Annotated in this window: 14 protein-coding genes, 1 tRNA gene and 1 pseudogene; 6 read left to right on the forward strand and 10 right to left on the reverse strand. The window is 67.4% G+C overall.

Annotated features, from left to right (window positions below; all coding sequences use genetic code 11):
* Positions 1-5: 5 nt before the first annotated feature.
* The 3 genes from EV190_RS03525 to gvpO form a co-directional block, all read right to left on the reverse strand.
* Positions 6-746 carry a GvpL/GvpF family gas vesicle protein gene (locus EV190_RS03525; RefSeq protein ID WP_133739911.1) on the reverse strand — a complete coding sequence of 247 codons (741 nt, stop codon included), beginning with the start codon at positions 744-746 and terminating at the stop codon, positions 6-8.
* Entirely contained in the window at positions 743-1,192 is a 450-nt protein-coding gene (gene gvpJ / locus EV190_RS03530) for a gas vesicle protein GvpJ (protein WP_243742310.1), read from the reverse strand. Before gvpJ ends, EV190_RS03525 begins: the two co-directional genes overlap by 4 nt.
* 137 nt (positions 1,193-1,329) lie before the next feature.
* Positions 1,330-1,614: a gas vesicle protein GvpO gene (gvpO, locus tag EV190_RS03535; RefSeq protein WP_133739913.1), complete on the reverse strand. Its 285-nt coding sequence runs from the start codon at positions 1,612-1,614 to the stop codon at positions 1,330-1,332.
* A 272-nt stretch (positions 1,615-1,886) separates the two neighbouring features.
* Between gvpO and EV190_RS03540 the strand changes: the two genes are divergently transcribed.
* From EV190_RS03540 to EV190_RS03560, 5 genes are all read left to right on the forward strand, one after another.
* On the forward strand, positions 1,887-2,915 hold the full coding sequence (locus EV190_RS03540) for an NAD(P)-dependent alcohol dehydrogenase (RefSeq protein WP_133739914.1): 1,029 nt from the start codon (positions 1,887-1,889) through the stop codon (positions 2,913-2,915).
* A gap of 29 nt (positions 2,916-2,944) precedes the next feature.
* Entirely contained in the window at positions 2,945-3,994 is a 1,050-nt protein-coding gene (locus EV190_RS03545; RefSeq protein WP_133739915.1) for an amidohydrolase family protein, read from the forward strand.
* Entirely contained in the window at positions 3,991-4,704 is a 714-nt protein-coding gene (locus tag EV190_RS03550; RefSeq protein WP_208112998.1) for a metal-sulfur cluster assembly factor, read from the forward strand. Before EV190_RS03545 ends, EV190_RS03550 begins: the two co-directional genes overlap by 4 nt.
* Positions 4,701-5,582, forward strand: coding sequence for an IclR family transcriptional regulator (locus EV190_RS03555; protein WP_208112999.1), 882 nt, complete (start codon positions 4,701-4,703; stop codon positions 5,580-5,582). The genes EV190_RS03550 and EV190_RS03555 overlap by 4 nt, the downstream gene beginning before the upstream one ends.
* A gap of 47 nt (positions 5,583-5,629) precedes the next feature.
* A tRNA-Pro gene (locus tag EV190_RS03560) sits at positions 5,630-5,706 on the forward strand.
* 210 nt (positions 5,707-5,916) lie between these two features.
* Here EV190_RS03560 and EV190_RS24470 read toward each other — a convergent pair.
* The 5 genes and pseudogenes from EV190_RS24470 to EV190_RS03585 form a co-directional block, all read right to left on the reverse strand.
* Positions 5,917-6,165 (reverse strand): annotated as a pseudogene (locus EV190_RS24470) (hypothetical protein); the annotation flags it as partial.
* A 98-nt stretch (positions 6,166-6,263) separates the two neighbouring features.
* Positions 6,264-7,124, reverse strand: coding sequence for a GNAT family N-acetyltransferase (locus EV190_RS03570; protein WP_133739916.1), 861 nt, complete (start codon positions 7,122-7,124; stop codon positions 6,264-6,266).
* Between the two features lie 65 nt (positions 7,125-7,189).
* Entirely contained in the window at positions 7,190-7,621 is a 432-nt protein-coding gene (locus EV190_RS03575; RefSeq protein ID WP_133739917.1) for a hypothetical protein, read from the reverse strand.
* The gene (locus tag EV190_RS23855) at positions 7,618-7,974 is read right to left on the reverse strand and encodes a hypothetical protein (RefSeq protein ID WP_243742311.1); all 357 of its coding nucleotides are present in this window, start codon (positions 7,972-7,974) and stop codon (positions 7,618-7,620) included. The genes EV190_RS03575 and EV190_RS23855 overlap by 4 nt, the downstream gene beginning before the upstream one ends.
* Positions 7,975-8,479: 505 nt before the next feature.
* On the reverse strand, positions 8,480-9,259 hold the full coding sequence (locus EV190_RS03585) for a GntR family transcriptional regulator (RefSeq protein ID WP_133739918.1): 780 nt from the start codon (positions 9,257-9,259) through the stop codon (positions 8,480-8,482).
* Positions 9,260-9,289: 30 nt separating this feature from the next.
* Between EV190_RS03585 and EV190_RS03590 the strand changes: the two genes are divergently transcribed.
* The gene (locus EV190_RS03590; RefSeq protein ID WP_243742312.1) at positions 9,290-9,736 is read left to right on the forward strand and encodes an NUDIX hydrolase; all 447 of its coding nucleotides are present in this window, start codon (positions 9,290-9,292) and stop codon (positions 9,734-9,736) included.
* 119 nt (positions 9,737-9,855) lie between these two features.
* On the opposite strand, the gene EV190_RS03595 is transcribed toward EV190_RS03590, so the two are convergent.
* A complete protein-coding gene (locus EV190_RS03595) occupies positions 9,856-11,265 on the reverse strand; it encodes an ApeA N-terminal domain 1-containing protein (RefSeq protein ID WP_133739920.1) in 1,410 nt (469 codons plus the stop codon).
* 951 nt (positions 11,266-12,216) lie between these two features.
* Positions 12,217-13,155 (reverse strand): alpha/beta hydrolase, encoded by a 939-nt coding sequence (locus EV190_RS03600; protein ID WP_133740165.1) that lies wholly within the window; start codon positions 13,153-13,155, stop codon positions 12,217-12,219.
* Between the last annotated feature and the right edge of the window lie 66 nt (positions 13,156-13,221).

Below are 13,221 nucleotides of genomic sequence, written 5' to 3' on the forward strand. Positions count from 1 at the left end.
CCTCCTCACCCTGCGGCGGCGGGCCGCCCGGCGGCCACGAAGCTGTAGGGGCTCAGCGGGCCGTGCAACCGGATGTCCGCGAGGCCGTCCAGCGCCTCGCGGAGCCGGTCGACCTCTCGCTCCACCGCGCCGACGCGGTCCCGGTCGACCAGGATCGACAGGTTGAGCGAGCAGCCGTTGACGAGAGGGCCGAGGCTGACCCGCTCGGCGTGCCCGCGCAGGGCCCCGGTGACGCGGTCCGCGTCGCGGCGGCACCGCGCCTCGACCGCGCGCGCCACCGACTCGCCGAAGGCCAGCCGGTCCCCGATCCCCGCGCCCGCCGCCCGCAGCTCCGCGCAGGTCTCCCGCAGTCCCTCGTCCTCCCGGAGCACCTCGCGCAGCACCGCCTCCTCGCTGTGCGCGGCCCTGACGTTCAGTTCGACCCGCCCCCGCAGCTCCTCCAGCAGGGAGCGGTAGTGCCCGGCCCCCGCCCGCAGCTCTCCGGCCACCGCCTCGTCCGAGGGCGCGACCGTCCCGAAGCGCATGGGCAGCACGGTGCCCTGGCCGCCCAGGCGGTCCAGCAGCGCCTGGTGCGCCAGGACGTCCCGCCGCTTGGCGCGCACCCGCTCGGGCGCGGTGCTCACCACGGCGGCCAGCCCCGCCTCCCCGACCACCCGGACCTCGGACCCGGGCGCCCCGATCCCCCGCAGGCCGTCCAGCCCCAGGGGGTGGGAGTCCGCGACGATGCCGTAGACGCAGGTGCTCACCGTGCGTCCTCGTCGTCCGGCCGGGGCCGTCGGGCGCGGACGCGCGGCTTGGCCTTCTCCTCGTCCGACGCGCTCCTGGCGCGCTGACGCGGCTTGGCCTCCTCCTCGTCCCCGTCGTCCTCCTTGCGGGAGCCCTTCGGCCTGACGATGTCGCCGACGGCCTCGGCCGCCCCCGACAGCGCGCCCCTGCCCTTGCCCTGGGCGCCCTTCTCCGTGATGTCCCCGATCATCTCCGGCAGCGTCTGCGCCTTGGAGTTGTGGGTCAGGTCCAGCCGGTTGGTCATCTCCGCGAAGCGGAGGTAGGTGTCGACGCTCGCCACGACGATCCGGACGTCCACGGTCAGGATCTCGATCCCGATCAGCGAGACGCGGGCGAAGACGTCGATCACGATCCCCTTGTCGAGGATCAGGTCCAGCACGTCGTAGAGAGTCCCGGCCCGGGACACAACGGGTGTCCTGACGGTTTCCGCAACCACAGACATATCCGAATCGCCTTCCGATCGTCGGGTTCATCCAGTCGGGCGGAGGAACCACCCGCCCCGTCGGGCCGGGGCGGGGACCGTTCGCGGCGCCCGCCGCCGCGTCAGACACGGTCGGGGCGCCCGCGCGTGTAGCGGCGGACCCGGCGGTACCGCTCGACCCTGCCCTCGTCGTCGAGGCCGACGACGTAGGTGGCCAGCAGGCTGACGGTGTCGGGGATCCTGGCCAGTTCGAGGACCTCCAGGGTGACCTCCCAGCCGTCGTCGGCGCGTTCGACCCCCGAGACGTTCTCGACCTCCACGCCCGCGAACTCGCCCAGCTGCTCCCGCGCGGACCTCGCGTAGTCGCTCGCCGTCCACTCCTCCCGCCCGCGTTCCCGCCGCGCCATCTCGCCCCCGCTCGTGTCGACGGGACCGGCCCTCCCCCGGGGACCGCTCCGCCAGGTCGGTCTAACCCGGGCCCGCCCGCGCTAAAGCGGTGCGTTGCCCAAGGAAGGCAAAAGAAGGGAAAGGCGGGTCGCCGCCCCCGCTGCGCACCTTCCGGCGTCTTCGCAGTTCAACGGCTTTCTCAGCATGAGATAACGCCTCTTGGCCACGGGACCGCCCTGTGGTCACATGAGTGAACCGGATCACACGACCCCGAGGCGTCCCGGGAGGGATCATGCGCGCCGTCCGAGTGCACGAGTACGGCGAACCGCCGTCGATCGACGCGGTTCCCGAGCCCCGCGTCGCCGGTCCGCTGGACGTGCTGGTCGAGGTGAACGCGGCGGGGGTGTGCCGCACCGACCTGCACATCGTCGAGGGGCAGTGGGCCGCGAAGAGCGGGGTGGCGCTCCCGTACACGATCGGGCACGAGAACGCCGGGACGGTCCGCGCGGTGGGGGCGGCCGTCGGCAACGTCGCGCCGGGCGACACCGTCGTCCTGCACCCGCTGGCCACCTGCGGGCTGTGCCGGGCGTGCCGGGCGGGCGACGACGCGCACTGCGCGGACTCCCGCTTCCCCGGCATCGACTGCGACGGCGGGATGGCCGGCCTGCTGCTGACCAACGCGCGCGCGGTCGTCCGCCTCGACCCGTCGCTGGCCCCCGTGGACGTGGCCGCGCTCGCCGACGCCGGGCTGACCGCCTACCACGCGGTGCGGAAGGCCGCGCCGCTGCTGCGGCCGGGCGCGCACGCGGTGGTGATCGGGGCGGGCGGGCTCGGCCACATCGGGCTCCAGGCGCTGACCGCGCTGACGGCGGCGGAGACCACCGTGGTGGACCGCTCCGCCGAGGCCCTGGAACTGGCGGCGGGGCTCGGCGCGGACCACACGGTGCTCTCCGACGGCGGGCAGGTCGCCGCCGTCCTGGACATCACCTCGGGCGCGGGCGCGCACGTCGTCCTGGACTTCGTCGGCGAGAACGGCACCGAGGCCGACGGCGTGGCGATGACCCGCGACGCCGGGAGCTACTTCGTGATCGGCTACGGCGGCCGGGTCGACGTGCCCACGATCGACGTCATATCCCGCGAGATCAGCGTGGTGGGCAACCTGGTGGGCTCCTACAACGACCTCGACGAGCTGATGACGCTGGCGGCGCGCGGCAGGGTGGCCCTGCGCACCCGCGCCTACCCGCTCGACGCCGCGCTCGACGCGCTGGCCGACCTGGACGCCGGGCGGATCCCGGGCGGCCGGGCCGTCCTCGTCCCCTGACCCGCCACCGGCACCGAAGAGGAGCACAGATGTACGAGAAGGACGGCGAGCGCTACTTCATCGTCGACGAGCACATCCACTTCTGGGACGGCACCCCGGCGAACCAGGCCAACCGGTACGGCGAGGGGTTCCTGAACTGCTTCTACGACTACCACCGCAACCTGAGCCCCGAGGAGCACCGGTGGGACCTGGAGCACTTCCAGAAGCAGAGCGAGGAGGACCTGATGCGCGACCTCTTCGAGGAGGGGCACGTCGACAAGGCGGTATTCCAGCCGACCTACCTCACCGACTTCTTCGTCAACGGGTTCAACACCACCGAGCAGGACGGGGCCCTGGCCGAGAAGCACCCCGACCGCTTCATCGTGAACGGCTCCTTCGACCCCCGCGACGGCGAGCTGGGCCTGGAGAAGCTCTCGGAGCTGGCCGAGCGCTGGAACCTCCGGGGCGTGAAGCTGTACACGGCCGAGTGGAAGGGCGGGTCCAAGGGCTGGAAGCTGTCGGACCCGTGGGCCTACCGGTACCTGGAGAAGTGCCAGGAGCTGGGGATCCGCAACATCCACGTGCACAAGGGGCCCACCATCTACCCGCTGAACCGCGACGCCTTCGACGTGGCCGACGTGGACGACGCGGCCTCGGCGTTCCCGGAGCTGAACTTCGTCGTCGAGCACGTCGGGCTGCCGCGGCTGGAGGACTTCTGCTGGATCGCCACCCAGGAGCCCAACGTGTACGGCGGGCTGGCCGTGGCGATGCCGTTCATGCACACCCGGCCGCGCTACTTCGCCCAGATCATCGGCGAGCTGCTCTACTGGCTGAACGAGGACCGCGTCCTGTTCGCCAGCGACTACGCCATCTGGACGCCCGGATGGCTGGTGGAGTCCTTCGTGGACTTCCAGATCCCCGAGGACATGGCGGGCGAGTACGGACAGCTGACCACCGACGTCAAACGCAAGGTCCTGGGGCTGAACGCGGCCCGGCTGTACGACATCGAGGTCCCCGAAGGACTCGGCCTCCAGGTTCCGCGCCAGCGCGAGACGGGGCCGGTCGTCGGGGCCGAACGCAACGAGGAGGTGCTCCGGTGAGCGTCACCGTGCCGGAGGCCGCCCTGGAGGCGGCCGTGTGGCGGGCCCTGGGCGCGGTCCGCGACCCCGAACTGGACGAGCCGGTCACCGACCTGGGGTTCGTCGCGTCGGCGACGGTGTCGGCGTCCGGGCGGGTGGACGTGGACCTGCGGCTGCCCACCTACTTCTGCGCGCCCAACTTCGCCTTCATGATGGTCGCCGACGCCCACGACGCGCTGCGCGCGCTGCCCGGAGCCGTGGAGGTCCGGGTCCGGCTGCTGGACCACTTCGCCTCCGCCGAGATCAACGCGGGCGTCACCTCCGGGGAGGGGTTCTCCGCCGCCTTCCCCGGACTCGCCGAGGGCGAGCTGGAGGAGCTGCGGCGCGTGTTCCGGCGCAAGACGCACGCCGCCTGCCAGGAGGTGGTGGCGCGGCGGCTGCTGGCGGACGGGGCCGTGCCCGAGGCGCTGGCGTCGCTGACGCTGGGGTCGGTGCGCGGGCTGGTGCCCCGAAGGGACCTGGACCGGCTGCGGCACAGGCGCGCCGAACTGGGGCTGCCGACGGGGCCGGGCGCGGCGCTGCTGGTGGACGACGGCGGCCGGCCGCTGCCGCCGGAGGAGATCCCGACGCGCCTGCGCCTGGCCCGCACGACGCGGATCAGCATCGAGGGCAACGCGGGCCTCTGCCGGGGCCTGCTGCGGACCCGCTACGGGGAAGGGGAGGCGCCGTGAGCACCCGGGCCCCGCGCCGGGGCGGGGGCGCCCGGCTGCGGGTCGCCGAGGAGGCGGCCGGACCGGACGCGCCCGCCGTCGAGGGGGCGCCCGCGCCGCGCTCCGAGGGGGCACGGACACCGGTGCTCCAGTCGGCGACCAAGGCGCTGCGGGTGCTGGAGGCGGTCGCGGAGTCGCCCGCGGGGATGACGGCCAAGGAGGTCTCCGCGCACCTGGGGCTGGCGCTGCCCTCGACCTACCACCTGCTCAGCACCCTGGTGGACGCGGGGTACGTGGTGCACCTGAGCGGGAAGGCCCGCTACGGGGTGGGGTACAAGGCCCGGTTCCTGGGCCAGGCGCTCACCCGCCAGCTCGCGGTCCCGCGCGAGGTGGCGGCAGCGATCCGGCGGGTGCACCAGGAGAGCGACGCGGCCGCCTACTACGCGGTCTACCGGGAGGACGAGGTGGTGGTCGCGCACGTCGAGGAGTCCGACCGCAGGCCGTGCGTGCGGGCGCTGGACGTGGGCTTCAACGAGGCGATGCACGCCACGGCCTTCGGCAAGGTGATGCTGGCGGCGATGGGCGCCGCCGACCGGGCCGCCTACCTGGAGCAGGCGGGGCTGGCGGCGCTGACCCCGCGCACGATCACGGACCGGGGGACGCTGGAGGAGCACCTGGCGCACGTGCGGGACTCGGGCGTCGCCCTGGAGCTGGAGGAGTTCCAACCGGGCCTGGGCTGCATGGCCGCCCCGGTGAGGACCCCTTCGGGGATGGTGACGGGGTCGGTCGCGATCAGCCTCCCGGTCGCCGAGGTGCGCGCCCGCCGCTGGCCCCTGGAGCGCGCCGTCCGCCACGGCGCCACCCGCGTCACCCGGGCCCTGGCCCAGCCGACCCGCTGACCGTGTGCGAGCACCCCGGAGGGTCCGCTAGACTGACAACGTTGCTTCGGGGTGTAGCGCAGCTTGGCAGCGCGCTTCGTTCGGGACGAAGAGGTCGTGGGTTCAAATCCCGCCACCCCGACCAGCCAAAACGCCGGTTCCACTGGAACCGGCGTTTTGCGTTGGGGGCCAAATAGGGGGCCAGTGCGGTCCCGCTGGCCACGGTCAAGCGAAGAGGTCCCCCCATCACTTCCGCACCCTCAGTGATGACCGGCCGGAGCTCCTTCCGGTGGACCGGCTCCGTTGTGGCGGTGCTGCTGTGGCCCACCAAGCGCGCGATGGCTTCGAGGGGGACGCCCTTCTCCGACATCAGCGAGACGAAGCTGTGGCGCAGCTCGCGCGGCGTCCAACCCGGTCCCGAACCGGGTGCAGAACACGAGGTCGCTGTCCTGCCACTTCTCCCCGGCGGTCTTGCGTTCGCCTTCCTGCCCGGCCCTGTGCGCCCGGAGCGCGTCCACAACCTGGGGAGGAGGCGCCAGCGTCCGACGGCTCCTCCTGGTCTTGGTGTCCCCGTGCCTGTGCACCGACCGCCGCACCTCCACATGCGGCGGCACACCGGTCACCGAACCGGCTGACCTCACATGGCGAACACCCCCACGTCTGGGGACTTCCCAGGCGTGGGGGGCTTCGTTGATTCCTGGATCAAACGCGCGTGGTGGTGACGAACCCCAATGTGTCGAGTCCTTCGCCCCGACACAGCCGGTCGGACGCGCCACCCAACTCGGTCTGTAGAACCTGGTAATCGGCCCCGGCCTGCTGTCCCCACTCCATAGCCGCACGCCACAAGGCGCGCCCGTGGCCGCGCCCCCGGTGGTCAGGCAACACCCCGAAGTACTGGGGCAGCAACCGAATGCGCCCGACAGGATCGGGATGGGTCGCCATGGGTCCGATCGCGCCGACCACCCGACCAGCCTCGGTGACGGTCAGAATCGGACCGTCGAGAGCGCCCGCCCGTTCCTGGGCGGCAAGGTATGCGAACCCCTCACCCGTCAAGGCATCGGTGAAGTCCGGCCACGTGTCGCGCACTGGTCCGGACAGGCGATCAAGCTCGGTGACCCCTTCAACGACGGTCGTCTCGAAGTCACGGGCGAAGGTGCGAAGCTGGATACGGCAGCACTGACCGAGCTGTGGTTCGGTGGTGAGTCGCACCAGCTGGGCACGGTCGGCGCCGTGGTCAGCCGCCAACTTCGCCACCTGGTCGGCCGCCTGGTCGAGGTCGAATTCCCCATACAGATGTAGACGTACCGTGCGCCGTCCGCCTCGGTCGAGCATGGTCGCCGCGGCCATGCCTTGAGCGCCGTCGACCGAGTGGTCGAGCACACGCTCGGACTTGACCCCACCCCACCGCGCGTCCTTGTCGTGAGGTAGGAACCGGCCGGTTCCGGAGATCGCAACGACCTGATCCCACAACCCGGGAGTGATCGCGTCCGGATGCATGGGCCCAAGGGTGGGGACGTAGGGCACCTGGAACACAAGCCCCTCGGGGCGGCTGGTGTCGCGCATGGCGGCATGCTACTCACACGCCACGGGCCCCGTGGCCTCGAAAAGACATCAGGGCACGCGGGCGTCTAGAAGGACTGCCAGTCCTGGGCGCGCTGCACGGTGTAGACGGTCAGGTTCTCCACCGTCGCCCCGCACACCGGTCGGCGTTCGGCCTCCACCAGCGCGGCGGCGACCAGGGCCACGTCCTGGCGTGCGGCTTCGTCGGCCGCCGAGAGCACCGGGGGAATGACGCGGCGGACATGGTTACACACCGCCTTGCCGGTGCTGTGCCAAAGACCCACGACATAGGTCAGCCGCAGGCGTCGCAGCGCCAGGGTCCGGGGCAGCACGCACCGGTACCGCTGCACCACCGCGGTTCCGTCCGGGCCGGTGGAGACGGCTTCGTAGGTGATGGACCCCCAGTCCTCGGAGGCCACCCGGACCCGCACACCCCGGCCCCGCGCCCGGGCGGTCGAGGCATCACGGCCCCCAGAGGAGGCACCGCTGTCGCTGTTCATCGCCGCACCGCCCCGACCGCGATGGCCGTGCGCACCAGATCACGCAACTCGGCCATGTCATCGGGGGCGGGAGTCGAACGCGCGATCTGCACCAGCAGTTCGATCCTCCGCCGATCCCGCTCGGCGCTGTGGACGCGGCGCCGGTGCTCCAGATGGGCGTAAGGGCCGCGTGGGAGACGGTAGGCGCGGGGGTCGTCGCCGTCCATCACGATGGGATCCGGCGCCGGCCACGGTTCCACCTGCGCGGGAGCGGGTACGCGGAACGGCCGAGGGCCGGTGCGGTGGTGTTTGCCGTGTCGTGCCGGTCGTATCAGAGTCACCAGCGCCCGAACCACGGCGATAAGGTCTTTCACGTCAGCCTGCTTTCCTCAGGTTGGCCGCGCCCCCGGACGCCTAGCCCGCGTCGCGGGGGTCAGTTGTCTGTAGGCGGTTGCTCCGATGACCGGTAGTCATCCGGCAGGAGCCTTCTCCGCCCTTGTGTGTCAGGAGTCCGTACCGGTCCCCCGGCACGCGGTGCACGCCACGACGCGTGTCGCCGGTTCCCGTGTGGTCGAGGAGCGCAGCACTACCAATCGCCGAGAGCGGACGGTTTTGCGTCCGCGTCCACGACAGGACCTGCACCGCTTCGGTTCAGAGACGGCGGCATCCACCAAGCACGCTCCAGGGGGACATGTGGCGCGCCGCTTCGCCAGGTCGCCAGCGCGCCGCTCACACCAACGGACTACAGAACATCCCCTATACATGAGCCCGTCACATGTACTCATGTATATGGGTTGTGAGATTAGGTTGCCTCACTCATGTACATGAGTCAACCCTGTGAGCACAGAAGCTCACCCGAGGAGACAGGAACTGGATGCCTCAGTCCGTGGCGGGGATGCGGTAGTCGAGCACGAACTGGTCGGCGGCCATGATCGTGTCACACACCTCCACCACACGGCCGACCGTCGTCACGGCGTTGCGCGTCAGGTGGATGATCGCGGAGCCGGGGCTCAGACTCAGGGCACTCGCCTCCTGCTTGGTGGCCAGGCGCGCCCGCACGGTCTCGGTGTACTCGGCGAACTCGTGCTCGTGTTCCTCCAGGCGAGCGTAGATGCCACCGCCGCCGGGGTTCTCCTCGAAGAGTTCGGGGATGTCCCGCGCCACGTCCCACGGCAGATAGGAAGTCGCTTCCTCGGTGGGGGTGCCGTCGCTGAAGTAGAGGCGACGGCGGGCAAGCACCTTGTCGCCCTCGTCCACGCCCAGGCGCTCAGCGATCTCGGCGGGAGCGGGCACGGGCCCGATGGAGAGGACCTGAACGGTGGGCTTGACCCCGGCCTGTTCGGTCTCGGCGATGTAGGCCGCTTTGCCCGCACGGCGGTGTGAGCGCCGGAAGCGGTCGGAGGACTTGCGGGTGACCGGAGGCCGGGACTTCACGAAGGAGCCCCTGCCCTGGTAGGTCTCCACCAGACCGGTCGTGCGGAGCTGGGCCACGGCCTTGCGAACCGTGCCCGAGGAGACGCCGTAGCGCTCCATCAGCGCGGTCTCACTCGGGATCTCCTCAGCGGGAGCCAGACGTCCCGCTCTGATCCGCTCTTCGATGTCGTCCGCGATCTGGAGGTACCGGGGCTTCGCGGACCGCGCCCCTACAGTGCTCACCATAGTCCTTCTATGCCTCCTATGCTCCTGTACATGAGTAACAGCCCCGGAGACAAGCCGTCAACGCCGCTGCACTCCGTGTCCGTGGCGGGAGCCGTCATCCGCGAGGACGGGCGGATGCTGGTGATCAAGCGCAGGGACAACGGCAACTGGGAACCACCAGGCGGAGTACTGGAGCTCAACGAGACCCCCGAGGAGGGGGTTGTCCGCGAAGTCCTGGAGGAGACCGGTATCCACGTCGAGGTGGAACGGCTCACAGGCGTCTACAAGAACATGGCACGCGGAATCGTTGCCCTGGTCTTCCACTGTAAGCCATCCAACGGCACAGAACGACCAACCAGTGAAGCAATTGCAGTCAAGTGGATAAGCCAGAAAGAAATTGAGGAAAAAATGCAAGAAGTCTACGCAATCCGCCTGCTCGACGCCCTTACGAAAGACGACCCTCACATTCGAAGTCACGATGGGAAAAATATATTCTAGGAATAAAAAATTCCGCCTGAGGCAACCTTGATACCTGCCAGCGTTGGCAAAAATTTTCCAAGGGAGAGGCGATGGGCAGTTCAGGTCTTACAATTCTCGCCATATTCTTTTAATAGATATCAAGAAACATTATAAATTGCAGGATAAAAGCGCTTGGCATCTAACTGAAATTGAATATACTTCTGGTGGCTCAAGAAGGCCTCCTTAAGGTTCTCCCCGTCGACCCCTGATTCAATGAGAAGTTTACAAAGGATAACCCAATGCAGAGAACGAGTAAGGATTATATATTTTTCAATACCAGACCCCTGTACATCTAGCGAAGAAAGCGCATGAGCCAGCCCGTTCCTAGCCAAGGCAACAGATTTTTTCCACTCGTGCTTGTCTCCACAAACACCCGGAATAAATTCGGAGACCTCTTCTGCGAGCATCAGCAGGCGCTCAGGGAAAGAGTAGTTCCAAAGGTAAAGATTCCACGCATTCAGGATGGAATCGAGCTCCGCTTTTTCGATATCAAGCTTCTGTAGAGCGCGCGCCACACTCCTTTTCCTTGCCTTACTAATCTTTCCCTGCCCGTCAAAAGACCGGCGATGCAACCCTTCGGCCGAAAAAGCGAGCTGTACGAAATTTCCTTCCAAGGATTTATCTCGAAGTGAATTAGAAAGAATTATTGGCAGCGGACTCAGTCGCTTCGATGCTTCTATCCAACCAGCCAAACCCTCAGCACCAAGCTGCGAGAAACCCATCAGACAGGGAGCAAATTGGTTCTTTTCTGCATTGCCTCCCTTCTTGAATCCTATGACCTTTAGCCAATTAGAATCCTTACCCTTCTTCACTTCAAGCTTCCGAAGATTGCACTCTTCTCCGTACATGAGGCTGAGAAGTGATGCCATAGGCCAGCACAGATTCGTTTTTATATCGAACTCTTTCAAAGGAGAAGCAAACTTGGCAAGAGCCCACGTTTCTGTAGACACTTTGACACCACTCAAACTGGGAAAACTTCTAGTCAGATACTGATCAAAACAGAGGTCCCCCAAACCTCCACCGAGAGGAATAGACTCAAACTCAGGAAATACATACTTGAAATTAAACTCCTCCTCTCCGTCTTTACCCTTCCACATCAAGCCACTACGGCCAACCCAGTTGGTCAAATTATCGATCGAAAACTTCGCCTCCTGGTACTCCTCATCCACCCCAGTAATAAGATCCCCTTGAACTGCGTAGTCAAAAACTACTTTCTCACGTTCGAAAGTGCCCTGGTTAAAGGTATCTATTTTTGAGGAAGCGACCGTTCCACCCACGAGAGACACATGCCAAAGGCGGCCAGAAAGAATTCCATGAATTACGGGAATCTTCCCCGAACTTACACCAAAATTACCCCCAGGAAGATGCTCTGAGATTGACCCAATAAGCTCAATCCTGGGCCACCCTTCGCCGAAAATAAAATACCCAGGAACTGAATTTTCTTTTTCTCCAGGCAGCCAGAACTTGCCTTCAATTTTCTCTTTTTCATAGGTATAAATATTTGACATGAGGTTCCTATGCTTGCCGAGTTGAGCTGTACCGAATCAAGGCGACGGCGCTTCGCGCCGTCGCGGCGGTTGGGCTGGGGCTCCGGCTGCGGGCTGCCGCCCGGTCCGGAGCCCCAGCCCAACCGCCGCGAGGGTTGAGGGCCGCTATGGACATCCCAGCACAGCAGTAAACGGTGAATCATGACATCGCAAAAAATGACGTACCGTGACATCTTCGTGTCGCCTGTAGTGCTGCCTATGGTTGCCGGTGTGCTCGGATCGCGTGGCACTCGATCGCGCGACCCGAGCTGTCTGTGGTCCAAGCCCCGGCGCGATCGAGCACCACGCCCCGAGCCCGTGGTCACCCGCCGCGGTGGTTGTCGGGAGCGCACTGCCCCGCCGCCTTGTCCCCGACCGGTCAGCGCCACCACCCGCGAACCGCAGGAAAGCACACAGCCAGTGATGGGGCCGGCCAATCTCCCCATGCCAGTTCCGTGCCAGATACGGGAGTGCTTCAGAGGAAACCACGGGGAATCAGCGGCACATCAGCCGCAACAGCACAGGTCAGCGAAACACCAGCTCAGCGATAAACCGCCCCGGCCGCTTCCCAGGCTAAAACTATGCGCGCCTCCGCTAGGTGCAGGAACCGCTAGCCGTTCCAATGCACATTCAGTGCACATGGCTCCGGGAGGGGCCCAGAAGCGGTGAGAACCGACGGGGACGAACGACGAGGTCAGGGCCGGCTTCCGGGGTCCGTCCACCGGTCACCGCAGGCCCCCGGTACGGGAAGAGGTCGTGGGTTCAAATCCCGCCACCCCGACCAGCCAAAACGCCGGTTCCAGTGGAACCGGCGTTTTGCGTTGAGAGGCCAAACAGGAAGCCACTCCGCTTCCGGCGTGGTTCACAGTGGTGGTCGCTGTCCTGCTCGCGTGCGGCAGAAGACCGGCGACCGGCGAGGCCGTGCGGGCCGACTCAGTTGAAGACTGTGGCCACGGCGTCCGCGAGCTGATTCAGTACGTCCCGCGAGAGTTGCACCGAGCCGGTGAACGAGAGGAAGCCGTGAATGGCTCCCTCGACCGGGAGGTGCTGGACCGGCACGCCGGAGTCGGCCAGCGTGCGGGCATAGCGGTCGCCCTGGTCGCGCAGGGGGTCGTTCTCGGCGGTGACGATGACGGCGGGAGCGAGTCCGGCCAGTCCGTCGGAGCGCGCCGGCGAGACCCGTGGGTCGGCGCCCTGGTCCGGGGTGCTGAGGTAGGCGCCCCAGAACCACTCGAGGTAGGAACGGGAGAGGACCGGGCCCGTCATGTTCTCGTACATCGAGGGACTGTCGTCGAACCGGTCGACCGCAGGGTAGGCGAGCACCTGGAGCGCGATGCGAGGTCCTCCGCGGCGCAGGGATTCTTGTGCGAGAACCGCAGCAAGGTTGCCGCCGGCGCTCTCGCCGAACACGGCGATGCGCTCTCCGTCGCCCTCGAAGCCCGGGGCGTTGTCCGCGACCCAGGTCAGCGCGGCGTAGGCGTCGTCGACCGCGGCCGGGAAGCGGTGCTCGGGCGCCAGCCGGTAGTCGACGGAGACCACGATCGTGCCGGAGCGGCTGGCCATGATGCGGGCCATGTTGTCCTGGGTGTCCAGGTCGCCGAAGACCCACCCGCCGCCGTGGAAGAAGAGCGTCACGGGCAGCGGCCCGGCGTCCGGCTCGGTGAGGGGCCGGTAGATACGGACGGGTATGTCGCGGCCGTCGGCAGCGGCCGTGGTGTCCCGGACGTCGGCGACCGGCACAGGAGCGCCGGCCAGGGCGCCGAAGGCGCGCCCGAACGCGCGGTTCTCCGCCACCGTCAGGGTTTCGGGGGCTGGTCCGCCTCGTGCGGCCACTTTCTTGAGCAAGGTCTCGATCTGGGGGTCGAGGGGCATGGCACTCACCTGTCCGAAGAGACGGCCATCCGGAGTGGAATGACCTTTCCAAGACCATAGGTAGGA

This window comes from Actinorugispora endophytica (genome assembly GCF_004363075.1).
In the GTDB taxonomy this organism is placed as follows: domain Bacteria; phylum Actinomycetota; class Actinomycetes; order Streptosporangiales; family Streptosporangiaceae; genus Actinorugispora; species Actinorugispora endophytica.

Coding starts and splice junctions, on each gene's coding strand:
- EV190_RS03595 (WP_133739920.1), bottom strand. CDS start 11,265: ATGTCAAATATTTATACCTATGAAAAAGAGAAAATTGAAGGCAAGTTC.
- EV190_RS03600 (WP_133740165.1), bottom strand. CDS start 13,155: ATGCCCCTCGACCCCCAGATCGAGACCTTGCTCAAGAAAGTGGCCGCA.
- EV190_RS03540 (WP_133739914.1), top strand. CDS start 1,887: ATGCGCGCCGTCCGAGTGCACGAGTACGGCGAACCGCCGTCGATCGAC.
- gvpO (WP_133739913.1), bottom strand. CDS start 1,614: ATGGCGCGGCGGGAACGCGGGCGGGAGGAGTGGACGGCGAGCGACTAC.
- EV190_RS03545 (WP_133739915.1), top strand. CDS start 2,945: ATGTACGAGAAGGACGGCGAGCGCTACTTCATCGTCGACGAGCACATC.
- EV190_RS03570 (WP_133739916.1), bottom strand. CDS start 7,124: ATGCGCGACACCAGCCGCCCCGAGGGGCTTGTGTTCCAGGTGCCCTAC.
- EV190_RS03575 (WP_133739917.1), bottom strand. CDS start 7,621: ATGAACAGCGACAGCGGTGCCTCCTCTGGGGGCCGTGATGCCTCGACC.
- EV190_RS03585 (WP_133739918.1), bottom strand. CDS start 9,259: ATGGTGAGCACTGTAGGGGCGCGGTCCGCGAAGCCCCGGTACCTCCAG.
- EV190_RS03590 (WP_243742312.1), top strand. CDS start 9,290: ATGAGTAACAGCCCCGGAGACAAGCCGTCAACGCCGCTGCACTCCGTG.